The organism is Hymenobacter tenuis, assembly GCF_054780495.1.
In genome coordinates, this window is record NZ_BAAGWF010000004.1 from 1056173 (window position 1) to 1076737 (window position 20565).

General features: G+C 55.7%; 19 protein-coding genes. 9 read left to right on the plus strand and 10 right to left on the minus strand.

From position 1 onward, the window contains the following. Window positions 1–46: 46 nt before the first annotated feature. Complete coding sequence (locus ACYVGU_RS18095) at window positions 47–1597, minus strand: T9SS type A sorting domain-containing protein (protein WP_460623196.1); 1551 nt, start codon at window positions 1595–1597, stop codon at window positions 47–49. 1051 nt (window positions 1598–2648) lie between these two features. Between ACYVGU_RS18095 and ACYVGU_RS18100 the strand changes: the two genes are divergently transcribed. Further along, a complete protein-coding gene (locus ACYVGU_RS18100; RefSeq protein ID WP_460623197.1) occupies window positions 2649–3317 on the plus strand; it encodes a DsbA family protein in 669 nt (222 codons plus the stop codon). A 59-nt stretch (window positions 3318–3376) separates the two neighbouring features. Here the strand turns inward: ACYVGU_RS18100 and ACYVGU_RS18105 are convergent, their stop codons facing one another. The 3 genes from ACYVGU_RS18105 to ACYVGU_RS18115 form a co-directional block, all read right to left on the minus strand. Next, window positions 3377–4066: a hypothetical protein gene (locus ACYVGU_RS18105; RefSeq protein ID WP_460623198.1), complete on the minus strand. Its 690-nt coding sequence runs from the start codon at window positions 4064–4066 to the stop codon at window positions 3377–3379. An 89-nt stretch (window positions 4067–4155) separates the two neighbouring features. Next, on the minus strand, window positions 4156–5028 hold the full coding sequence (locus ACYVGU_RS18110; RefSeq protein ID WP_460623199.1) for a UbiA family prenyltransferase: 873 nt from the start codon (window positions 5026–5028) through the stop codon (window positions 4156–4158). Between the two features lie 75 nt (window positions 5029–5103). Beyond that, entirely contained in the window at window positions 5104–5898 is a 795-nt protein-coding gene (locus ACYVGU_RS18115) for a class I SAM-dependent methyltransferase (RefSeq protein WP_460623201.1), read from the minus strand. Window positions 5899–6363: 465 nt separating this feature from the next. Between ACYVGU_RS18115 and ACYVGU_RS18120 the strand changes: the two genes are divergently transcribed. The 6 genes from ACYVGU_RS18120 to ACYVGU_RS18145 all read left to right on the plus strand — a co-directional run bounded on the left by ACYVGU_RS18120 (window position 6364) and on the right by ACYVGU_RS18145 (window position 12397). Further along, window positions 6364–7005, plus strand: coding sequence for a hypothetical protein (locus tag ACYVGU_RS18120; protein ID WP_460623202.1), 642 nt, complete (start codon window positions 6364–6366; stop codon window positions 7003–7005). A 63-nt stretch (window positions 7006–7068) separates the two neighbouring features. Beyond that, entirely contained in the window at window positions 7069–7368 is a 300-nt protein-coding gene (locus ACYVGU_RS18125) for a winged helix-turn-helix domain-containing protein (protein WP_460614040.1), read from the plus strand. 51 nt (window positions 7369–7419) lie between these two features. Beyond that, a complete protein-coding gene (locus ACYVGU_RS18130; protein WP_460623203.1) occupies window positions 7420–9048 on the plus strand; it encodes a DUF4153 domain-containing protein in 1629 nt (542 codons plus the stop codon). A gap of 69 nt (window positions 9049–9117) precedes the next feature. Beyond that, window positions 9118–9360, plus strand: a complete 243-nt coding sequence (locus ACYVGU_RS18135; RefSeq protein WP_460623204.1) for a hypothetical protein — start codon at window positions 9118–9120, stop codon at window positions 9358–9360. A gap of 78 nt (window positions 9361–9438) precedes the next feature. Further along, entirely contained in the window at window positions 9439–9834 is a 396-nt protein-coding gene (locus ACYVGU_RS18140) for a hypothetical protein (RefSeq protein ID WP_460614043.1), read from the plus strand. Between the two features lie 175 nt (window positions 9835–10009). Next, the gene (locus ACYVGU_RS18145; RefSeq protein WP_460623205.1) at window positions 10010–12397 is read left to right on the plus strand and encodes a transglycosylase domain-containing protein; all 2388 of its coding nucleotides are present in this window, start codon (window positions 10010–10012) and stop codon (window positions 12395–12397) included. Between the two features lie 99 nt (window positions 12398–12496). Here the strand turns inward: ACYVGU_RS18145 and ACYVGU_RS18150 are convergent, their stop codons facing one another. From ACYVGU_RS18150 to ACYVGU_RS18160, 3 genes are all read right to left on the minus strand, one after another. Next, the gene (locus tag ACYVGU_RS18150) at window positions 12497–13408 is read right to left on the minus strand and encodes an epimerase (protein ID WP_460623206.1); all 912 of its coding nucleotides are present in this window, start codon (window positions 13406–13408) and stop codon (window positions 12497–12499) included. A gap of 105 nt (window positions 13409–13513) precedes the next feature. Further along, window positions 13514–14200 carry a GTP cyclohydrolase I gene (gene folE / locus ACYVGU_RS18155; protein WP_460614047.1) on the minus strand — a complete coding sequence of 229 codons (687 nt, stop codon included), beginning with the start codon at window positions 14198–14200 and terminating at the stop codon, window positions 13514–13516. Further along, window positions 14193–14600, minus strand: coding sequence for a 6-pyruvoyl trahydropterin synthase family protein (locus ACYVGU_RS18160; RefSeq protein WP_460614048.1), 408 nt, complete (start codon window positions 14598–14600; stop codon window positions 14193–14195). Before ACYVGU_RS18160 ends, folE begins: the two co-directional genes overlap by 8 nt. 284 nt (window positions 14601–14884) lie before the next feature. On the opposite strand from ACYVGU_RS18160, the gene ACYVGU_RS18165 reads away from it, so the two are divergent. Continuing rightward, window positions 14885–15595, plus strand: coding sequence for a DNA repair ATPase (locus tag ACYVGU_RS18165; protein WP_460614049.1), 711 nt, complete (start codon window positions 14885–14887; stop codon window positions 15593–15595). Window positions 15596–15692: 97 nt separating this feature from the next. Here ACYVGU_RS18165 and ACYVGU_RS18170 read toward each other — a convergent pair whose 3' ends face one another. Together ACYVGU_RS18170 and ACYVGU_RS18175 are read right to left on the minus strand one after the other, a co-directional pair. Beyond that, a complete protein-coding gene (locus ACYVGU_RS18170) occupies window positions 15693–16292 on the minus strand; it encodes an inorganic diphosphatase (RefSeq protein ID WP_460623207.1) in 600 nt (199 codons plus the stop codon). Window positions 16293–16310: 18 nt separating this feature from the next. Further along, on the minus strand, window positions 16311–19277 hold the full coding sequence (locus ACYVGU_RS18175) for a M1 family metallopeptidase (protein WP_460623208.1): 2967 nt from the start codon (window positions 19275–19277) through the stop codon (window positions 16311–16313). Between the two features lie 147 nt (window positions 19278–19424). Between ACYVGU_RS18175 and ACYVGU_RS18180 the strand changes: the two genes are divergently transcribed. Then, window positions 19425–19850, plus strand: a complete 426-nt coding sequence (locus ACYVGU_RS18180; RefSeq protein ID WP_460614052.1) for a hypothetical protein — start codon at window positions 19425–19427, stop codon at window positions 19848–19850. Window positions 19851–20053: 203 nt separating this feature from the next. Here the strand turns inward: ACYVGU_RS18180 and rplS are convergent, their stop codons facing one another. Beyond that, window positions 20054–20425 carry a 50S ribosomal protein L19 gene (rplS, locus tag ACYVGU_RS18185; RefSeq protein ID WP_460614053.1) on the minus strand — a complete coding sequence of 124 codons (372 nt, stop codon included), beginning with the start codon at window positions 20423–20425 and terminating at the stop codon, window positions 20054–20056. Window positions 20426–20565 lie beyond the last annotated feature (140 nt).

A 20565-nucleotide genomic window follows, 5' to 3' on the forward strand; every position in this document is an offset into this window, starting at 1 on the left:
GAACGGGCCTTTAAGCTGGTATTGGACCTAGTAAACTAACGGCCGCTTACTGCCGCATAAAGCGTTGCACCCGGTGCTTATCTCCGCTGGTGAGCTCCACGAAATACAGACCGGCCGGCACTTTCCGGATGTCAATTTCCGAGCCTCCAAGAGCTTCGCCGGTAACCATATTCTGGCCCGTGGAGGAGAAGATCCGATATTTCACTAGGCTACCAGTAGCAGGCAAGGTAACGGTGGTGTTGCTGGGGTTTGGGTAGAAAGAAGCTTCCAGCTCGTGGCTGCCGCTTACGGCCACTACTTGAGAATATACTTCGGTGCCATCCACGTCTACTTTGCGCAGGCGGTAGTAACTAGTACCAGAGAGGGGAGTGCGGTCAAGGAAGGAGTACGCCGCGCCCGTGGCGGTAGTGCCATTGCCGTTTACGCGACCCTGCGCAGTAAAGGCTTCTCTATCGGGGCTGCGCTGCACCTCGAAGAAAGCATTTCCTTTTTCAGCAGCGGTTATCCATTTCAGCAAGATGCCTTGTGGCTGGCGGGAAGCGGAAAAACTGGTCAGCTCAACGGGCAGAGGATTATTGCCAGGAGCCTGACTTATCTGCGTGCTTGATAGTACAAAATCGCCCAGGGTGCTGAACGGAATACCGGAAGTGATGGCGCCGGCGTAATAAGGAGGAGTAATAGCCGTAAAGCTGGTATTGCCGCCCACGCTCACCCAATTGGAGCCTACGCTCTGGGCAATACGCAGGAAACCAGCATTATCAACCTGATCATCTGTCCCGAAGGAAAGCGTAATTCTGCCATTGTTAAAAGTCGCTCCTGGCGCAGTCAGGGTAAAGTAGCGGATGCGGGATACGCGCTTAATGCTGGCCGGATCGGAGGGCGGGAAGCTGCGGGCGGGCGGCGAGCCCTCAAACTGCTGCGCCGTATAGGAGCTGGCCGATGGCTGGTTAGGGTTGAACGTTAAGGGCCGGTACACCGGCGTAGTACCCCGAATGGCCCCAATGGGGTACACTATAGTCGGTTGGCCGGTTTCGGTGCCCGTAATAACGCGGGTAAGCGGGCCATTCACGAAACTGGTTGGGCTGCCCCCGGTAACCAGGGCATCGGAGCTGGAGTTAACCGCGAAAGGCACGGTAATTACGTTGCTGACTCCGCCGGTTGGTAGGGTAGTAAGAAGGCCATTGGTTAAGGTAAGCCCGGCCACTGTCACGGGCTTAAGCATCGTTACGCCACCCGTGGAGGTGTTGTTCACCACTAGGCGGGCCAGGCTGCCAAAAGTTAAGGTGCCGGAGCCCGTGCCGCTGCCAATTCCACCCACTGACTGTGCAACTGCTCCGTTCAGTGTTACATTACTAGCAGAGCCGGGATTAAATATGAGGCTGCCGGCGGTAGCACCATTGGCATTGATGATAATATCCCCCCCGATTGTGGTACCGGCTATTTGGGGTGTAGCCGTGGTAACCGGCGGTGTGCCCCCAATCACGTTGAGGTTGACCGTAGCGCCCGATACGGTAAGGTTATTGAGAATAATCAGGTTACGGGTGCCAGCCACGGTAGCGGCCGTGCGCAGCTCTAGGTTGCCATACTGCTGGCCCACCGGGGAAAGGGTGCCACCGGAATAAATATAGGTACTGCCAGCATTGAATACTGCAACTGGGCTAGCGCCACTGCTGAATGGTGTGAATGGATCAGTTCCGGAAAGTTGTTGAAAGGTGGCACCGGAATTAAACACGACAGAACCTGAGCCCCCAACTATATCATCATTAGTATTAGCATTACCACTGGGTATAGCTCCGCTAGTTCCGAAAGGGTGACCGTAAATACTGCGCGCAATGATAGAACCGCCAGTTTGCACCTGAATAGCATTGGCACTCACTGCCGTCAGGCGTTGCGGCAACGGCTGACCATTGGTATTACCGTTTAGGTTCACCACTCCATTTATTACGCCCGTAGCGCCAGATGTAAGCGAGATAACGATGTAACGGTTGGTGGTAGAGGCAGTAGACCGTAAGGTTAAGCTTGATCCTGATGGTACTAGCAAATCGTTTCCAGTCAGGTTGTTTACTAGTATAGTACCTGCTCCATTACTAGTAGAGGGCCCAAGCAAATCAACACTCACATTGTTGATTAGAATGATTTGACCCACTGTTATGCTGCCAATTTCTTTCTGCACAACGGGATTAGCTCTAGTGCTTCCGTCGAAAACTAAAATGTCGGCGCTGGTGGGGGCAGTTCCTGCTCCAGTCCTTACATAGGTAGTAGGGTTCACTGTTTCCCAGCTGCTAGCGTTGTTAAAATCAGTAGCTATACCGGAAGTGCCAATCCAACGCAATGTCGCTCCTAGTGAAGCCGATATTCCTCCTAGCAGGAGCGCTGCAGTAAAAGCGGCTCCCTTGGTGAGTGTGCCTAATGAGTATTTCTGCTGGCTCATGGTCGTAGAGAATTAGTTTGGTTTTCAAACAGCTATTCAGACTACTATCATTAAATAAACAATAAAAAATTGTCTTTTCTAAATATGTATATGATAATTTATATATAAAAGAAAAGTTGATATTAGCGCTGTTATATGGCGCATTATTAAGTACAACCTCACAACAGATTATCGGATAAACTTGGAGTTAGGCTTCGGTCTATGTGTTCTTTGTTTTATGGAACAGCAACCCGACCTCCCCGAACTTCTTTACATTTCTGATCCGCTCTGTGGCTGGTGCTACGGTATGAGCAGCGTTATCCGGCGCGCGCAGCAGGAATTTACTGGGCTAGTAGACGTATCGGTACTGTGCGGCGGGATGATAACAGGCGAGCAGGTTGGCCCTATCGGCGAAGAGTGGCCGACTTTATCAGGAGCCCTGCAGCAGATGGAGCGCGTAACTGGGGTGCCGGTTGGAGCGGCGTTCCGAGCTAAGGGAGAAGAGGGCAGCTACATGCTGAACTCCGAGCCCCCGTGCCGGGCCATCCATGCGTTTCGGCAGTTGCGCCAACCGCAGGCCGCACAATTTGCCCATGAAGTGCAGCAGGCCTATTTCCGCGACGGCGCCGACCTGAACGACCTGGCCACCTATGAGCCTCTGGTGGCCAAGTACGGCATTGACCCCGCTGAATTCCGGCAGGCACTAACTAAGCCCGAGGTGATTCGGGGGACGCTGCTGGAATTTGCCGCCGTGGGCAAAATAGGCGTGCAAGGCTTCCCGACGACAATTTTGCGCGTAGGCAGCCAGGGCTATGTGCTGGCACGCGGCTATGTACCCTACGATACGTTTGCCGCCGATTTAGCGGAAGCTCTGCGCCAGGCCGGTATCGAGTTCGATACGGAGTAAGCAGAACGATGACCCGCATAAAAAAAGCCGAAGCAGTAGCGCTTCGGCTTTTTTGTGACCTAGGGAAGGCGCACAACCTGCTTGCGCAGCGGCGACCAGGCAATGGTGTGGCGGTCTTCCTTGCCCACTAGATACTGAAAGCTGATGGCATCTGGGCGGCGCCGCAAATCGTCCCAGGCGGCGCGGTCGGAGCTGGCTGGTGCTTCCGTATCGGCCGGATATGTGGCTGTGGCGGCCACCGCTGGGCGCTGGAAGTTTTTGTCGGCAAAAAACTCCCGCACCCGGCGCCTGACGTAGGCTTCACGCTCGGCCTGGGTGGCAGTGGGTCCTTTCATTTCATATACCATGGCCGCCTCCAAATCAGTAGCGGGCAGTACCTCGCGGAAAATTACCTGGCCAGAAGAAGTAGTGACGGTGAACGTAGCTTCGCTGGTAAGCACCGCCGGCCCGCGCAACACCAGCGAAAATGCATCGGGGGTAGCTGCCGATGAAAACTTGTGCTGGCTGCGGGCCGTGAGCAGCGTATCGGCTTGCACTGGTATGGCGGCGGGGCGCGCTGTGTCCATGGGCTCTACTGGCTCAAGAGCAGCATCTGCGCCGCTGGCTGCCTCCGAAGCCGCGGCAGAATCTTGCTCAGTAGCAGGCGAGGAGCAGGCAACGGCCAGCGAAAGTAAAAGCAACAGCGGATACGGGCGCATGGGAGTTTGGGAAAAGCGAGAGGCTAGTACGTTGTACGCAAGCCCGACCATACTAGGTTATGGCAGTTGGGGTGTGCTTATCGACACATGAAAAGGTGCCTGATAAAGACGGATTTACTACCCCCTGGCCGGCCTTAAACCTACCAGAACAGCATCAGGATAAAGGCCGCGCTCATACACAACGACGACACCTGGTTCATGCGCATGGTGTGGTCGAAATCAGCGGCGGCTTCCTGCTGCCAAACGGCATGAGCCCACCGCCCAAACAGCAGCACTACGGGGCCGGTAGCAACCAGAAAAATCAGGAGATGCTGCGGCTCGTGGCGGGCGAGGTAGGTTGCGGCTAGCAAGGCTGCACCCCCAGCCAGCGCTACGCCAGCAAACACAAACGTGCCCCGAATGCCCAGACGTAAGCTCAACGTACGGTCGCCGCGCTGGGCATCTTCCGCGTGCTGATATACCTGGGTAAGCGGGTAAGAGCCGCACAGAAACAACGTGCTAACCAAGGCCAGCAGCAGGTTGTCGGGTGCGGAGAGGGTAATAAGGCTGGCTCCAACGCCGATTTGCGTCATCAGGAACGTATACGCCCCCTGGAATACCACCACTACTGCGGTGCTGAGCAGCGGATACTTTTTCAGCCGGATTCCTTCATAGCTGTACGCCTTCGAAACCAGCAAGTAAACGGCCACCAATCCCGCAAACAGCGGGCTCAGCAGCAGGGCTCCTAGCACGGCCAGCACATCGAAAAGCCAGACGAGGTGCAGCAACTCGCGCGAGACTTTGGGTGGGCGTCGCAATCCGCCGATGCTGCCTTCGTCGCGGTCGTAGTAGCTGTTGTAGCCATTGGAGGCCGGATATGCCAGCAGGTGCAGCACCACAAATACACCCGCCGCCCGAATGGGGCTAAAGGGCTGCCGCAAGGCGCTTAACCCAAACCAGAAAACCGGCATCAGATACACCGAAAAAGGAATGCGCAGTAAGGGCAGCGCGCGGCGGTAGGCAGCAAAAGACATAGAAAGGAGCGGCAGCTTCGGCAGAGGCAGGCGCCACGCGGCCCTAAGCCGCCGGCGAGGTGTGCAAGCTACAGCTTAGCCAGTAGTTTTGGCGGGTATGCCTATCAGGTAGGTTACCTTGGGTCCCCACCAGTGGCGCACTACCCCTGCCTGCCACACAAAGCTACCGGTTGGGTCGGCACGTTGGGCTAGGGCAAGCAACTGCTCGGGCGGATACATGCGCAAGATGGAAACGCACCCGTCCCAGATAGTGAATAAGGGAATCAGTGGGACCAGATAGGTGAAAAAGAGCCGGCTAAGCCGGAAAGGCCGGATAAAGGGGGTGATGAGCAGCTGCGCGATGGGCAGTACGGTGCAGGCCAGCAGAATTTCGCCCCAATGTTTGCCTGCGCCCTCAAATACGCCAATGCCGGCCTGCTGCCGTACCGCATCGGCCAGAATAGCTTCTGCAGCGGGCGGCGAGAAATGGTGAAACGCCGAGAAAATAGTGCGAAACCCAGTGAGAGAAGGTGCTACGGCGGTGGCATCAACGGCACTCCGCTCAAACGAAAGGCCCGGAGTGTGCTCTTGCAACTGCTGCCAAGCGGCCGGTTGGGGGTACAAATCCGTGAGTGTCACGCGGGCCTCCGGAAGGCCAGTGGTCTGCAGCCGGCGCAAGACGCCAGCCGTGCCGCCCCCGGCCCCGGCCCCTAATTCCAGCATGTGGGTTTGGTTGGTACTGCGTAGCGCCTGCTGAAGCAGAGGTACAATGGGCTGGTAGGTACCCAAAGTGGAAATCATGAACCGCAGATAATCCATCATGCCGGCCCGGATAACCGCCGGAAACCAAGGCAAATCTTCAAACTCAAATAACTGGAGACGCAGCTTCATGGCCGTAAGCTACGCGAAAGGGCGTGTTTTGGCTGAACGAAGGAAAGAAGGCACTTGTAGCGCACGGTCATCTGATGCCACGGTGTGGGGCCTACAAACGAAAAACCGTCATGTAGAGGCGGAGCATCTCACGTGCTGAGCTTGCAAAAGCAAGCCAACGACTTCAGCGAGATGCTTCAGCTTTGTATAACAGCTGGATTTGACAGCAGCAAGTTTTGCTGGCCTGCGCTACTAGGTACCTGAGCAAAGCAAAGTGGTTTTCAGCAAGACTTTACCTAGGATAGTCGAGACAAGCCGGATCAGGCTATTGGTGCTTTCCAGTATGCACTGATTTACTAGGTAGGTACGCTACCTAAACCTTCATTGCCAATTGGCTTTGCAAGGAAGTCAGAAGAAATTACCAAGTTCAAGCTAGGAAATAGCTCAATTCTTTTCTTGCTTTGCAATACAAAGTGCTTTTCAATTATGACGCAGCCCGCTACCGATCCACTTGCTCAGCTTACCGAGATTCGCGCCATTATGGAGCGGTCGTCCCGTTTCATCTCGCTTAGTGGCCTCTCGGGCGTAGGAGCAGGGGTAGTAGCGCTGGTAGGGGCAGGGGTGGGCCATTGGTATCTGGAGCAGCGCTACCCTACGGCGGGCTACCTACAGCTGCTGCATAGCACTCCCGAAGAGCGGCAGCAGATACTGCCGGCGTTGCTGGTGCTGGCGCTGGGCATAATTGGGGCTGCTTTAGCCGTGGCTATCTTCTTCACGGTGCGCCGCGCCCGCCGGGCTGGCCAGCCGGTATGGAGCGCCCTGGGCCGCCGCTTGGCCATCAGCCTCCTGATTCCGCTGGTGGCTGGAGGCTTGTTTTGCGTGGCGCTGTTTCAGCAGGGTGCTGTGGGGCTGGTTGTGCCGGGTTTGCTCTTGTTTTATGGGCTAGCCCTGCTCAACGCCAGTAAGTACACCTTCGATGAAATTCGCTGGCTGGGTCTGACTGAAATTGCCCTGGGTTTGCTGGCTGTGTTGCTCCCTGGCTTTGGGTTGGCGTTCTTTGCGCTCGGTTTCGGGCTAGGGCATATTGGGTATGGCCTGCTCATGTACAGCCGCTACGAGCGCACCTAACGTCTCAACCTGGCAGCTGGCTCCACTGGGGCGCTGCTGAATTTCGTTGCTTTTCCTGCTTCTGTGAAACACGTTATCCATACACTTAACAAGGCTTTCGACAACCGAGTGCGGCTGGGTGTCATGGCGGTGCTGATGGCCAATGAAATGGTCAGCTTTAACGAGCTGAAAGAAGCGCTAGACCTCACTGATGGCAACCTGGCCAGCCACGTGGCGGCTCTGGAAAAAGCGGGCTACGTGCTGGTAAGCAAGCAGTTTGTGGGCAAGAAGCCAAACACCACGTATGCTGCCTCCAAAGAAGGAAAATCGGCTTTTCAAGACCATCTGACGGCTTTAGAAAAGCTGCTGCGCGGTAACGGTTAAATTTTTTTGGGTATTAACTTTGAAATACAAAGTACTTTAATAATTTAGATTATGGCCTCCTTTCAAACCGTCGTGCCAACTGCTTTAGCCGCACCTTCCCAGCCTCCGCTACGTGCTGTACCGCTTTCTGCGCTGCAAAAGCTCCTGATTCCGTTGGGCGCCATTGCTTTTGATGTGCTGTTCTGGAACCAGGAGGTTGGACTAAATCTGGCCTTGTACACCTTGCTGGTGGTAGGGGCCCATCTGGTGCAGTTGCCCCGGCACGCGGCGGTGTGGCGCTCCGGTTACTTTCGTTTCCTGCTGTTTGGCGTGCTGCTGAGTGCAGGCGGCGTGGTAGTACTAGGCTCGGGCGTGGCCAAACTGGCGTGCGTAGCCTCACTGGTACTGGTGCTGGGGTTTCTTAATCAACCGCACTTGCAGCAGCTAGCCTTTGCCTTCCTGACGGCCCTAGGCAGCGCTATGCGGGTATGGCCCGGGCTGTTGCCCTACCTGCGGCTCCCACGAGGCGGGAGTGGCGGCTGGAGCCATGTTCGTTTCTATGGGCGGCTGTTGCTGCTGCCGCTGGTTATTCTGGTGGTATTTCACTGCTTGTTTGCGGCTGCCAACCCACGTTATGCGGCGCTGGCTGCAGCGGTACTCGCCAGGGTAGGGGAGTGGCTGGCTCTGCTGTTGCCCTCCATATCGGTGTTGCACGTGCTCTTTTTTCTGCTGGGGTTGCTGCTCACGGCGGGAGCAGTGGTAGTGGTTCCCTTTCACTTCTTCCTCGATCAGGAGTCGCGCCTAGGTGAATTTGTACGGCGCCAGCGCGACCGGGTGGCCTCCTTTGGGGTGCGGAACCCTAGCTTCCAAACGAAGGCGTTTCGCACGCTTGATCTGCGGAAAGAATACCTAGTGGCAGTAGCCGTGTTCGGCCTGATAAATACCTTACTGGCAATCGTGAATGTGATTGATATCAACTGGATCTGGTTTGGCTTTACCCCAGCTCCCGGCTTCGATCTGACGCAGTTTGTGCACGAGGGTACGTACGTTCTGATTCTGAGCATTCTGGTAGCTATGGGCATTGTGCTGTGGTTTTTCCGCCGGAACCTCAACTTCTATGGCCCCGGCTTAGGCTGGCTGCGCTGGGGCGCCACGGTGTGGGTAGTGCAAAATGCCGTGCTGGTAGTATCGGTGGCGCTGCGCAATTACTACTACATCGTGAATACAGGGCTAGCCTATAAGCGCATTGGTGTGTATGGGTTTTTGTTGCTCACGCTGTTTGGGCTGGGCACTGTGTTGCTGAAAATATGGCAGCGCCGCTCCGCTTTCTCGTTGGTGCGCTTGAACAGCCTGGCCGCCTATGCCTTGCTGCTAGGATTGGCCCTCGGCAACTGGGAAATCTGGATAGTGCGCTACAACCTGAGTCCGCGCTTTCAGCACATTGACCTGGGGTTTCTGCTGGAAATGCCCGAGCGGGCACTGCCTGAACTGGCCGCTCGCCAAAGCATATTGGGAGGTATGGATAATATCACCATCAGTTCGCCCGGTAGCTATACCACTACCAAGGCCGCAGCCAACGAAGCGCAAGCGGCCATTCAGGCGCGCGTGGCGGCCTGGAAGCGTACCTACCCGCGCTACCACAGCTGGCAAAGCTGGACGTACGCTGAGTCAGAAGCCTATGCGCAGCTGACGGCCCGCTAGCACTAGGCCTGCCCGCAAGGCAAACCGCTTCCTTATCTCTTTCACCCTTTCCCTTCAGCTTACCTCACCATGACCTTGTCTCAATTGGGTTTGACTCTGGGCGGTCTGCTCCTGTGTGCGCTGTGCCTGGCCGCTCTGGCCGTACTCCTTACCTGGCGCGAACGGGCACCTTCTACCACGGAGCGGTGGCGCCGCTTGATAGCGGTAGTGCTGCCCGGCTCGGCAGTGCTGCTGGGCCTGCTGCTCTGGACGCTGCTGCACGTGATGCTACTGTGGGCGCCCACCACGGCCACGCCCATTGCCATCCGCTGAGCGTGCACCTTGGCTTTTCCTCTCAAGTGCGCTCCACGGCTGTGTTTTTACTAGCCCCTGTAGTTGCCTGAACCCCTCATGAACGCACCTCCTTCTTCTTCACCTCCACGCCCCTCACTGGGTACGCAACTTGTACAGTTTGTAGTATACACGCTGCCGGCGGTGGCGCCGATTGGGTTGTGGTGGACCGGAGGGCTAGTAATTTTTAGTGTGCTGAACCTAGGGCTGGCGCAGGAAATCTGGCCGAACACCCCGCAGGCTAAGCCGGTACTTATAGCCCTGTTGCTGGGGAGCCTGCTCATCGCTCCGTGGCTGCTGGTTACTACCACCCGACGACTGACCAACCTCCTGGACAGCGGGTGGTGCTGGGGCTTCTGGAAGCTGGTAACCATCGGCTGCTACCTGGCCATCGGACTAGAGTTATTCGCAGCCTGCTTGGTACTCGCTTTCATCTTGCCAGACCTGCTTTTTTAAACCAGTAAGCGGCGCGCCCGGGCCGGTTTGGCCTCTGTGCAGGCCTAGTGCATTGAGGTGCGCAGCCACTAACAGACATACGGAGAAGTCTTTTCATCTGTGGGCCGGCCCGAACTGGTATATTTGCGCCTCCGTTGCTGGCTCGTCCAGTGTCGTTTGCTTCACTGCGCTCTGCATGTCTGCTCCTAAGTCGTCGAATACAACTCTTCCGTCTGCCCCGCCCCGCCGATGGCCTAACATTCTCTCGCGCACGCTATGGGGGATTTTTGTTATCGGGGCCGGTACCTTTCTGCTCTATCCTATTTTGGTGAGCATGAACTTTATGTTCTTGTTCGGGAAGTCGCCGAGCCTAGAAGAGCTGGAAAACCCCCGTGTTGAGCAGCCCTCAGAGGTATACACTGCCGATGGCGTACAGATTGGCCGCTACTTTCGCGAAAACCGCTCGCCGGTGCCGCTCAGCAGCATGTCGCCGTGGCTGATCAAGGCCCTGATTGCTACCGAAGATGTGCGCTTTCAGGAGCATTCCGGTATTGACCCGAAGGCCATTGCCCGGGCCGTGATGGGCGTTGCCAGCGGCGGCAATGGCGGTGGGGGCTCTACCATCACGCAGCAGCTCGCCAAAAACCTGTATAAAACCCGGCGCAAGGAAAATACCGGGTTGCTCGGCCACATCCCTTTAGTAGGCACCATCATCAGCAAAACCAAGGAGTGGCTGACGGCCGTGGAGCTGGAGCGCCGCTACACCAAAGACGAGATTCTGGCCCTGTATTTCAATACCGTAGAGTATGGTTCGCAGGCCTACGGCATTAAGGTAGCCGCCAAAACCTTTTATAGCACTTCCCCCGATAGCCTCACCATTGAGCAGGCCGCTACCCTGGTCGGGATGCTCAACAACCCTACCGCCTACAACCCCAAATTTCACCCGGTAGCCTCGCAGCGCCGCCGCGACCTGGTGCTTACGCGCATGGGCCAGGCTGGCGTGCTCACTCCGGCCCAGGTGCAAGAGCAGCAGGCCCAGCCCATTGTGCTGCAATACCAGGTTGAAAAGCACGTCGATGGCCCAGAAACCTACTTCCGGGGCGCCGTGAGCCAGTTCGTGAATGAGTGGTGCAAAAAGAACGGCTACGACATGTACCGCGACGGCCTGCGCATCTACACCACCATCGACTCACGCATGCAAGGCTATGCCGAGGAAGCAGTGCATAGTAAGATGAAGACGCTGCAGCGCTCCTTCGATAATTTCTGGCGCAACCGGGATTCAAACCCGTGGGTGGATGAAGACGGCAAGGAAATTCCGGACTTCATTGAAACCCAGATGAAGCGCACGGAGCAGTACAAACAGCTGGCGGCCCGCTACAAAGGCCGCCCCGATCTGCTGGACTCTGCCCTGCACCGCAAGCGCCCCATGAAGGTGTTTACCTGGAAAGGCGACGGTGACACCACGCTGGTAATGTCGCCGCTCGACTCGTTGGCCTACTACAAGCATTTTCTGCGGGCCGGTATGATGACGATGGACCCCTTCACGGGCCAGATTAAGGCCTGGGTTGGGGGCCTTGACTATCGTTTCTTCCAGTACGACCACGTGCGCCAGGGCCGGCGCCAGGCGGGCTCTACCTTCAAGCCCTTCGTGTACCTCACGGCCCTCGACAACGGCTACTCGCCCTGCGACCGAATCCGGGACCAGCGCGTGACCATTAACTACGTGGAAAACGGGCAACCCATGGAGTGGAAGCCCGACAACGTAACGCGCGAATATACGGGCAACAACATGACGCTGCGCCACGCCATGGCGCGCTCCGTAAACTCCGTTACGGCGCAGCTCACCGAGAAAGTGGGTTGGGATAATGTGGCCAAGTATGCCAATAAAGTGGGCATCCGGAGCAAACTGCTGCCGGTGCCCAGCATCGGACTAGGCTCGGGCGGTGACGTAAGCGTGTACGAGATGGTAAACGCCTACAGCACCTTCGTGAACCAAGGCTTCCGGTCGGAGCCTATGCTAGTGACGCGCATCGAAGACCAGAACGGCAACGTAATCGTGCAGTTTGATCCGCAGCAGAAGCGCGTGATTCCGGCCGAAACGGCGTGGCTGATGACCTACATGCTGCGTGGCGGTATGGAAGAGCCCGGCGGAACGTCGCAGGCACTCTGGGACTATGAACTCTGGAAGAAAAACAACCAGATTGGCGGCAAAACCGGCACCACCAGCAACTACTCCGACGGCTGGTACATGGGCATCACGAAGGACCTAGTAACCGGTGTGTGGGTTGGCGGCGAAGACCGGAGTATCCACTTCCTGAACTCGCAGCAGGGCGAAGGTGGCCGAACGGCGCTGCCCATCTTCGGTAGTTACATGGAGAAGCTCTACAAAGACCCCGAGCTGGACATCCGGATGGGTCCTTTCCCGCAGCCTACCGTTAAAATCAACAAGAAGTATAACTGCGTGACGGCCGCCGAGCCCCGGCCCCGGCGTGAAGCCGAAACCGTGGACACTATTGTGGTTGATAACCTGCTGGAAAACCTGAATAACGGGACCTTGGAAATACCCGATAGCTTAAAGCTATAGCCGTTACTAGGCCTAGAAAACGAGGAAAGCCCCTCGGTACAACGCACGTTTAGTGGTTTGTACCGAGGGGCTTTCCTCGTTTTCTAGGCCTAGTAAAAATCAGTCGTCGCCGTAAAACGATACCAGGGCTTCCCGGAGCTTCGGGTATTCAAACGAAAAGCCTTGGTGCAGCACCTTCTCGGCACTCACGCGCTGGCTGGCCAGCACAATCTCGCTCATTTCGCCCATCATCAGCTTCAGCCCGAACTCCGGTACTTTGGGCAATACCAGCGGCCGGTGCAGCACATCCGCCAGCGTTTCCGTGAAGGTTTGATTGGTAACTGGGTTAGGCGCAACGGCATTATAGGTGCCCTGCCATTGGGGCTCTTCCATGGCCTGAATAAACAGGCGGCATAAGTCGTCGAGGTGAATCCAGGACATATACTGCTTGCCAGAGCCTAGCGGCGCTCCTGCCATCATCTTTACGGTGCGGGCCAGCGGAACCAGTGCGCCGCCTTCCGGGCTCAGCACAATACCAATCCGGAAAATAGCCGTCCGGATACCATCCTCGGCCACATTGTGCGCGGCGGCTTCCCATTGCTGGCACACCTGCGCCAGAAAATCGTCGGTGGCCGGAGGAGTTTCTTCGTTTACTACCTCGTTGTCACGGTCGCCGTAAATGCCAATAGCTGAGGCAGAAATAAAGGCCTGTACGTGGTGGTTTTTCTTGGCCAGCTCGCGCGCCATCAACTGAGTTCCAGCCAAACGGCTCGACAGGATTTCGCGCTTGCGCTCCTGCGTCCATTTGCCATCCGAAACGCTGCTGCCCGCCAGATTAATAATGTAGTCGGCGTACGTAACAGCGGCCTCATCAATGGTGCCAGCCAGCGGATTCCAGCGGAAGCCCCGGTAACGGCTGGCTCCCGGAGTGCGGCTAAGCAGCGCCACTTCGTAGCCGGCATCAATAAGCATCTCGGCCAGGCGAGTGCCAATCATGCCCGTACCTCCGGTAATCAGAACTTTGCGAGACATGTAGTGCTAAGCCGTTAGCAGATGCCGCAAGGGCATATGCAGTAAATAGGTGGGTTGGAACTGATACGCAAGCTAGTGGCGCGGCGCCAACTTGCAAGCCGAAAGTTATTTTCCGATAAGCCGCAGAAACTCCTGCCGCAACGCATCGTCGCGCCCGAAAGCGCCACCATACTCAGCAGTTAGCGTGCTACTGTTAGTATCGTTTACCCCGCGGCTCATCACGCACAGGTGGTCAGCCTCAATAAGAACTGCTACATCGTTGGTGCGCAGGGTAGTTTTTAGCTCTTCTGCAATCTGGCGGGTGAGGCGCTCCTGCACCTGCGGGCGGCGGGCAAAATACTGCACTACCCGGTTCAGCTTGCTCAACCCTACTACGTGCTCACCGGGCAGGTACGCCACATGCGCCTTCCCAATAATGGGCACAAAGTGGTGCTCACAGCAAGAAAATAGGGTGATGTCGCGCTCTACCAGCATATTCTGGTACTGGTAGCGGTTCTCAAACAGCTTTACATCGGGCCGGTGCTTGGGGTCAAGGCCCTTAAACCACTCCTGCACGTACATTTTGGCTACTCGCTTGGGAGTGCCGCTCAGGCTGTCATCCGTCAGGTCGAGGCCCAGCACTTCCATGATGCCACGGAAATGTTCGGAGATGGCCGCAATTTTCTCGTCATCACTGAGCAGAAAAGCATCGGAGCGAAGCGGGGTGCGCAGGTCGGCGGGCAACTGAGTATCAAGGGCCGACCGGTCGGGGGTGCTATCCGCTGCAGTAGCGGCAGGCACGGAATTATCCATGGTATTCTACAAAATTGCGTTCAGTCTCATAGAGCGTAACCGCAAGGGCTAGGCGCTCCTCAACATGAGGACGTAGTCGGTTCCAAATTACCACGGCAATATTTTCGGCAGTGGGGTTCAGATGCCGAAATTCTTCGGTGTCTAAATTCAGATTCCGGTGGTCAAAGGTATCCAGAATCTCGCGTTTGATGAGGTCACTCAACCGCTTCATATCATAGACGTATCCCGTGGCCGGATCAATGGCCCCAGTCAACCGAACAATGAGTTCGTAGTTATGTCCATGATAATGAGGGTTGTTGCACTTGCCAAACGTGGCTTGGTTCTGCTCATCGTCCCAAGCTGGGTTGTGTAAACGATGGGCGGCGTTGAAGTGCTCTTTACGGCAGACGGTAATTTGCATAGTCGGGATTGAACCGGGCAGAGTTGCTTTTGTTTACGGCTGAGCTACGGAAAATGAGCAGGTTATGGCCGAAAACCGGCTTTATACATCCCTGTATAGGTATATTAGTATGGTACCTAAACTATTCTGAATATTAATTTTTTAACAAAAGCCAATATTCTTAAAAAAAAACAATCGGAGGCTCGGAAAGATGCGGGGAGTCTGGTTAAATTTGGTCAGTCGGACATAAGAGCGCCGCACACCATACTTGCAAATCATTTCTTTTCAACCCATTTCATTCTCTTATGAAACGAGGCTTACTCTTCTCTATGCTGCTGATGTTGGCAACGACGGTGACTAGCATTGCGCAAAAGTCGCCCGTTGACGAAACGGAAATGGCCGTCAAAGGCATTCCGCGCAAAGGTCAGCGTGTATCCGTGCAGCTTGACAGCAAGCGCGTAGAAGATTCCTGGAAAAAGCAGCTGGACGAGCAGTTCGGCAGCAAAGTAAAGGCCGATAAAGGCGTTTACACCATGGATGGCGTAGTTATCGAATCCATTTCGAAAACTCCCGTACGTGTAATCAGCAAAGTGGATGCCGTTCCGACTGGTACCACCATTTGGTGGTCGATTGACTTGGGTAATGCATACCTAGGCAAAGATGCTACTCCCGTGCAGTGGAAGTCGGCAGAAGGCTACCTGAAGGACTTTGCCCGCAAGCTCTACCGTGAGGACTTGGCTGTGCAGGTTGCTGAAGCTGAGAAAGCCCTGGTGTCGTCGCAGAACAACCACATGGCGGTTATCACCAAAGCCGATGCCATCAAGAAGGACATCGACAAGAACAAGCAGCGCAAAATTGAAATCCAGCAGCAGCTGGCTCAGAACGCCGCTGAACTGCAGCAGTACAACAACCAGGTTGACCTGAACCTGAAGGAGCAGGAAGCTGCCCGCGCCGACATTGTGAACATGCGTGTTGCGCTGGAAGCAGTGAAGGAGCGCATGAACAAGATTGAGTAGTCGGCCTCTGCGCTAGCACTACAAGTAAAAACCCCGCTGATTCGTCAGCGGGGTTTTTTTGTGTCCTGCAAAAGCTATTCGCATGGGGAGCGCCTGCTTATTTCATGTGTTTACGGATGTACTGTTCGGCCACCTTCTCATCTTTCCATCCTACAATGCGGGTTTCATTGGGGCGGATGCGGTGCCGAAACCATAAGCTTAAGCCAGCCCGAACGGCCGGGTAGCGTTGGGTAAGGGTGGCCCAGTCGGTGGCATCAGGCAGAATGCGCTGGGCGGGGCGGGCCGGAACGGCTACTACCACTTGCTGCAGGGTTCCGCTAATGTCAAGCAATAATAAGCTAATAGGAACTACCTCCTGTACGGTGCCAGCAGGTTGGGTTTCGGAAAGCACCAGAGCCGGCAGTGGCCCGCCACCGGCAGTAGTGCCGGCAGCGGGTGCTTGCGTACCCGGAATAAAGCCCAAATTGCCCGGTGCTGGCAGAAACTCCACCAACTGGATAGCACCAGCTTCCTGAAGAGGCTGAAATTGCTTGTTTTCCGGGGCGTAGCGCTGCTCTACGTTGGTGCCGGCAGGCATTTCCACCACCACCTGCAAAAGCTTGCGCTCCGCCGAAAAAGTAGGCAAATCGGCATAATCAGTTTGGCAGGCGGTTAGTCCGCTTACCAAGCCTAGTAACAGAAGAGGCACTACACGCATACAATGCTTCAGACAAGATTATTGGGCGAGCTGCTCGTTCAGAATCCGGAACGGGTTCAGCTGCTCTAGGTGAAGCACAAACCTGATTCGGTCCGTGAAATCCTTGCGGCTGCTGGGCAAACCGTTGGCGTATTGCGAGCCTGCTATTGGCAAGTACAACCGGAACACTTTTTTGATGGGCACTACTAGGCCGGCATCGTAGTAAAGCCGCTGACTCCCCCGCTCTGCTGATATCGTCTTAAACTCTTTGGTGGCTCCTAGGTCAGTAAATACCGCCAACGATGTAACGGGCAGGTCAGCCTCTAGTCCCAGCGTACTGAGCCAGGAGTTGCTGGTAGCGGGCAAGAAGGCTTTGAAGGCACCGTCACGGTCATCCGTCTGATGACGCTGCGCGGTGTATACATCAGAAATTTGCTGCCGGTCGAGGAAAGCAGTTTGCCGGCGGTAGTCGGGGCTGCCACTCAGGCCCATGACAAATGGGTTGGCTGAAGTAGATTTCAGGAAGCGTCCACCAAACAAGCGGGCCCGTACCTGCTTTTTAGCGTTGTAGTAGCGGCTATAGGTGGCAGTAGCACGCAGCAGCGCAGCCTCCTGTGTGCTAAGCTCAAGCGAAGTATTAGGCGTCAGGTAATTCAGCTCAACATGCGCCGACCAACTCTGGAGGGCGTTTTTGTGCTGTACTAGGTATTCCAGCGTTTGGAAGCTGCTGGTAGTGCCTTCATCTTGGTCGCGCACGGTGGTGTTGGCGAAACGCACTAGGTGCTGCGGACCCGCGAAGGCCGAGTGGGGGAGAAGCAGCGTGATGCTGGGCTCTATCTTGCGGTAGCGCTCAAAACGCTGGATCTGCACGCTGGTTAGCAGTTGCCTCGATACAGTGCGGGGCAGTACGTTCAGGCTCAGGGCGCCAATACCGTTCAACTCATTGCGGCTGAAGCTGTACATAGGCATAGCCAGGAAGTTCAGCCGTTTCGGGGCCAGCGCATTGTTATAAAACGCGGCGCCCAGCATAAACTTATCGGAGGTGTTGGCACCTGCCACGGGTATCCAGTTGAGCGTGCTCCGGTCCCAGCGCTCTATGCCAGCCAACGGTTTGATCTGAAGCGGCTCCCAGGAGCGGAACGAGCCGTTGAGCTTCAGGCGGTCGTCGCGGCGGTTGAGCTGGGGTGTGAGGTAGCCGGGGTCAACCACCACAGCGGCTACATTTTCGCTGCTGAAGTTAAGCTGGGTTTCGTCTTTGCGGTCATCATCGGTGCCACCGAAAGCGGGCGTCCATTTGGTTTCCAGTACCTTGCCTTGGGCATCGAGGGTAGCAACGGGCACAGCAAATGGGGCTGGTGAGTCATTGCGCACGAGCACCTTTACTGTCTTATCCGCCACCAGAATGTCGGATACGGAGGCTTCATACCGGTTTTCGGTCGTGAGCATGTCGCGGAAAAACCACGCCAGCTTTTGGCCGCTCACTTCCTCAAACACAGCCTGCATATCCTCGGGGTAGGGGTGCCGGAACTGCCACCGCTGGTAGTACGCCTGCATAGCGGCATCAAACTTTTCCTGACCTAGGAAACCCGCCAAATACTTAAGCAGAGAAGACGTTTTGCCATACACGATGAACCCATAGTTCAGCCGGCCAAATTCCGCCGAAGTAGGTCCACTGACGGCTTGGTCCAGGCCCCGGGAAGCCGCAAGCTGGTACGGAATCTGGTTTAGTGCCGCTGCTGGCAACCCATCCCATCCCAATTTAACCGCCAGTTCGGGGCGCTTGGCAAAGAAATCAAGCTGACTAGCCGTGCTATTGCTCAACTCGGCCACGCGTTGCTCCACGTAGGAATTCACGCCTTCATCCAGCCACGGAAAATCCCGCTCATTCGAGCCCAGGATGCCATAAAACCAGTTGTGGCCCACCTCATGCACAATGGCGCTGGGCTGGGTCACCGTCACCATGGGGTACTCCATACCGGAACCCGCACTCAGGGCCCCATCTACAGCCGTGGCTGATGCATACGGATATTCACCTACCCACTGCGAGTAATAGGTGAGGGCGTCGTTCACGTCCTGCAAACCTTTGATCCACTTCTGGCCTTCTTTGTTGGTGAACATTACCCAGGAGGTTACTTGCTTCCCGGAGGGTAGTGTAACGCCGCTTTTTAGCACATTGAAGCGCTTGTCGGCGAACCAGGCAAAGTCGTGCACGCGGTCCTGCACGTAGCGCAGCGTTTTGGTTGTAGGGGCCGAGGCCGGAAAGGCCAGGCTTTCGCCAAAGTCTTCCTGCGTTTTTTTCTGCGCCGAAGCGGCGGCTAAGGAATCGAGGCGCTGCAGTTCCTCGGGGTTTTGCAGCACGCCGGTCGCACCTACCACGTAATTGGCCGGCAGCGTAATGCGCACATCAAATGAGCCAAATTCCGAATAGAATTCGCCTTGGTCGAGGTAAGGCATCTGGTGCCAGCCTTTCTTATCGTATACCGCCGGCTTTGGGTACCACTGCGTAATCTGGTAGGCCTGGCCTACATGCCCGAAGCGGGAAAAGGAGTCCGGAATTTTCACCCGGAACGGCGTGGTAATATTGATGCTGTCGCCGGGAGCCAAAGGTTTCGGTAGCACCAGCTTGGCCATGTCTGGGTTGCTAGGGTCGTACTGAAGCTGAGCCGGCTGGCCGTTTACTTGAAAATCAAGCCCATCAATGAAGCCGCGCTGCTCGGGTTTGGCAAACTGAAACTTGCGGCTGCCGTTGCGAAGCTGTTGCCGGGCAAAGGCTGTCGTGTTGTCGCGGTACGCGTTCGGCCACAAATGAAACCAGATGAACGGCAGCTTTGCCGCGGAGTTGTTGGTATAGGTTATTTGCTCGCGCCCGGTTAAAATATGCTTGCTGTCGTCCAGCGTAACGTCAATAGAATAGTTAACCCGCTGCTGCCAGGCGGCTTTGCTGGCTTGAGCAACACTTATAAAAGGCAATACAGCTAGGCTTATAAGGCTTAGAATTTTCTTCATACTAAATTGAAAGAAGCGAATGAGGGAACGGATAAGCGAAAGTACTTCTTCGGTTGGGAAGATGCGCCACAACCTTTACCGCAGCCCCGCGTTTGCACGGGTATTCCTAACTGTCCTGCTGCTAGCAGCAGATTAACTTAGCCTACTATGTCTTTCCACAAGCAGCCCAAAGACGATACCCAGCATCAAAACCATTTAGACGGCGCCGTGAAAATTCTATCCGGCGACCTGCAGGATGAAGCGGACCGCGCTGGCCTCGATAATCATTTCCAGCGCTGGATTGAAGATCTGAAGGATGTAAATAACCCTGAGCTACACCAGATTGTCGTGGACATGCAGGCCCTGAAGGCACATTTCGGTGGCGGCACCATTGATAAGGATTTGGTAAGCCAGCTGCTGGCTCGCCTAGGTGCCAATACCACAAAAGCCGCAGTATTTGCCGATAATCCGAATACAGCCGAGCGAGTAACTAACTTAGGCGAAGCCCTGAGTGCAGCTGCCAAGCAGGTGCACGGCGGCGGTACCTCTACCCCCGAGCAGGATCTGCAGCAGAACTCCGCGCAGAACTCGTAACCATACAGCACTCCACAAAAAAGCCCGTTCCTATAGGAGCGGGCTTTTTTGTGGAGTGCTGTGTAAAAGGTAGTTGCATATCCCACTTAGCGCAGCAAGAGGCCTCTACTACCTGTTCAGTAGCTTTGTGTGCTGGGAGTAGTGAAAAACAAAAAAGCCGGCTTCTTCTGGGAAGAAGCCGGCTTTTGTAAGTGCAAAGAAGTTTATGCTGCAACTACAGCGCGACGCTTCTCCTTGATACGAGCAGCTTTGCCCGACAGGCCACGCAGATAGAACAGACGAGCACGACGTACTTGGCCACGACGGATAACTTCGATCTTGTCGATGTTAGGCGACAGAAGAGGGAAGATACGCTCGGTACCGATTTGGTTAGAAATCTTACGTACGGTGAAAGTCTCGCCGTTCGAGTTGCTGTTCTTGCGCTGGATTACAACGCCCTGGAACTGCTGAATGCGCTCCTTGTTGCCTTCCCGGATCTTAACGTGTACGTTAATGGTGTCGCCGGCGGCAAAAATAGGGAAGCTGGCGCGGCGCTCCTGGGATTCCTGCTGGATAAAATCGAGTAGTACGCTCATGGCTGGAAAAACTTTGAAAGGACGGCCGCGCCGTCCGAAGGGGTTTCGGGTAAAGAGGCGCAAATATAGCGCTCTGATTTGATGATTACAAATACGGCAAAGGTGAAGAGGATGAGCTGCGTAGAAAATGTGAATCAGGA

Bases quoted from the DNA above. Each gene is read 5' to 3' on its own strand.
- ACYVGU_RS18100 (WP_460623197.1), top strand. From the start codon at position 2,649: ATGGAACAGCAACCCGACCTCCCCGAACTTCTTTACATTTCTGATCCG.
- ACYVGU_RS18105 (WP_460623198.1), bottom strand. From the start codon at position 4,066: ATGGTCGGGCTTGCGTACAACGTACTAGCCTCTCGCTTTTCCCAAACT.
- ACYVGU_RS18110 (WP_460623199.1), bottom strand. From the start codon at position 5,028: ATGTCTTTTGCTGCCTACCGCCGCGCGCTGCCCTTACTGCGCATTCCT.
- ACYVGU_RS18115 (WP_460623201.1), bottom strand. From the start codon at position 5,898: ATGAAGCTGCGTCTCCAGTTATTTGAGTTTGAAGATTTGCCTTGGTTT.
- ACYVGU_RS18120 (WP_460623202.1), top strand. From the start codon at position 6,364: ATGACGCAGCCCGCTACCGATCCACTTGCTCAGCTTACCGAGATTCGC.
- ACYVGU_RS18130 (WP_460623203.1), top strand. From the start codon at position 7,420: ATGGCCTCCTTTCAAACCGTCGTGCCAACTGCTTTAGCCGCACCTTCC.
- ACYVGU_RS18135 (WP_460623204.1), top strand. From the start codon at position 9,118: ATGACCTTGTCTCAATTGGGTTTGACTCTGGGCGGTCTGCTCCTGTGT.
- ACYVGU_RS18140 (WP_460614043.1), top strand. From the start codon at position 9,439: ATGAACGCACCTCCTTCTTCTTCACCTCCACGCCCCTCACTGGGTACG.
- ACYVGU_RS18145 (WP_460623205.1), top strand. From the start codon at position 10,010: ATGTCTGCTCCTAAGTCGTCGAATACAACTCTTCCGTCTGCCCCGCCC.
- ACYVGU_RS18150 (WP_460623206.1), bottom strand. From the start codon at position 13,408: ATGTCTCGCAAAGTTCTGATTACCGGAGGTACGGGCATGATTGGCACT.
- folE (WP_460614047.1), bottom strand. From the start codon at position 14,200: ATGGATAATTCCGTGCCTGCCGCTACTGCAGCGGATAGCACCCCCGAC.
- ACYVGU_RS18160 (WP_460614048.1), bottom strand. From the start codon at position 14,600: ATGCAAATTACCGTCTGCCGTAAAGAGCACTTCAACGCCGCCCATCGT.
- ACYVGU_RS18165 (WP_460614049.1), top strand. From the start codon at position 14,885: ATGAAACGAGGCTTACTCTTCTCTATGCTGCTGATGTTGGCAACGACG.
- ACYVGU_RS18170 (WP_460623207.1), bottom strand. From the start codon at position 16,292: ATGCGTGTAGTGCCTCTTCTGTTACTAGGCTTGGTAAGCGGACTAACC.
- ACYVGU_RS18175 (WP_460623208.1), bottom strand. From the start codon at position 19,277: ATGAAGAAAATTCTAAGCCTTATAAGCCTAGCTGTATTGCCTTTTATA.
- ACYVGU_RS18180 (WP_460614052.1), top strand. From the start codon at position 19,425: ATGTCTTTCCACAAGCAGCCCAAAGACGATACCCAGCATCAAAACCAT.
- rplS (WP_460614053.1), bottom strand. From the start codon at position 20,425: ATGAGCGTACTACTCGATTTTATCCAGCAGGAATCCCAGGAGCGCCGC.